The sequence below is a fragment of the Paracidovorax anthurii genome (genome assembly GCF_003269065.1).
In the GTDB taxonomy this organism is placed as follows: Bacteria; Pseudomonadota; Gammaproteobacteria; order Burkholderiales; family Burkholderiaceae_C; genus Paracidovorax; species Paracidovorax anthurii.
The window spans coordinates 1-1239 of record NZ_QLTA01000126.1 but is presented as its reverse complement, the minus strand read 5'-3'; the positions used below and the strand labels follow the sequence as shown (position 1 = coordinate 1239).

Annotated in this window: 1 protein-coding gene; it reads left to right on the top strand. The window is 55.9% G+C overall.

All coding sequences use genetic code 11. The features are described from left to right. Positions 1-198: 198 nt before the first annotated feature. Positions 199-909, top strand: coding sequence for a hypothetical protein (locus AX018_RS25380; protein ID WP_170146352.1), 711 nt, complete (start codon positions 199-201; stop codon positions 907-909). Positions 910-1239 lie beyond the last annotated feature (330 nt).

Here is a 1239-nt window from a genome sequence, read left to right as displayed (position 1 = left end):
CGATCTCGGCAAACTTCTCTCTACTGATGTCGCTTGGGTATGGCTTTCTTTTCACCCCAGGATTGTCGGGGGAGATCGTAAACACGCTCTAAGTCGCCGAGACCAAGAGGCAGGCCAAAGCAGACGTCTTTACAGCGGCTGCGTTCGGGATGGGCCTTCCTCTCAATGCAGCGCGCTAGCGGTCTGTCGGGGGGAGCCTTGGAGCGCAGTTACATTGCCGACACCACCCCTCATCGTCTAGCGCGTGGCGCGCGCAAACCAGACGCTTTTCTTCGGTACCTCAAGGGGGAACAGGTTCCCTGGGGGACGGCAGCGGTACGCAGCCCGGTGCGCTGGGCTTTGGAACACCACTCGGCCTTTGTCCGAACATTTCAATCCCCGCTATTCGAGTTGCTGCAGTTGGGCGACGACCGAGATGCGCTGATCAATTTTTCACGCGACCTTTACGCCCAAGGTCGTGTGAGCGTTGAACTAATCCATCGGTCAATGGGAAAGTCCAAACTCGCGGCAAAAAGAAAAATCTATGTATCGCTTTGGAGCAATCCCAAGGATGTACTGGCGGTGCGCCACACCGCCGAGCCAGATGCCCTCTGCTTGATACTGATCGCCTTGAAGGCGAACGCGGGCCGCAATCATGAGCATCAGTGTTTGACGGTCTGCGCGGAGTGGCTGCAATCTTGGGTGGAACAGATCGGACCACATGAGAATCTCGTGATGTTGATGTTGCAAACACTCGCTGAGCGTTTGCCGGAATGCAAGCCGCTGGTTGAGAACAACGCGTGGAGAACTCTCAGGGTGGATTTGGCAGACCCATGTTTCTCTCCATCGTTCGAAGAAACCATGCGTGAAGCGCTCATCAAATCACTGCTTACGCCGCCGATCGCCAAGCGCGAACGAAAGTCCTTGTAGCGAATCTTCAAATAGGTCGACGTGCGAGCGCGCTTGGTCTGCAACACGCGTGCGGTATCGATCACACGCAAGCCCTCGGATGAGTTCTGCAAAAGCATGCCAGCATAGCGGGTGACCTTCCCATCTTTGGATTCCCTCGTGACCTCATTCCAAAGATGAGTCTTGCCCGTTCCCCACCTGCCCGATAAGGCGATGACTTTTTTGTCGGGGCTTCCGAGCAGTCCTATTAGTTGCCTCTGACCCGTCCTGCCAGGTGTTGACACCTTTTCGTGAAGGAAAGGGCAACAGTGATGGAATCGAGAGTTCGGCGCAGCCAGCGAGACTACACGC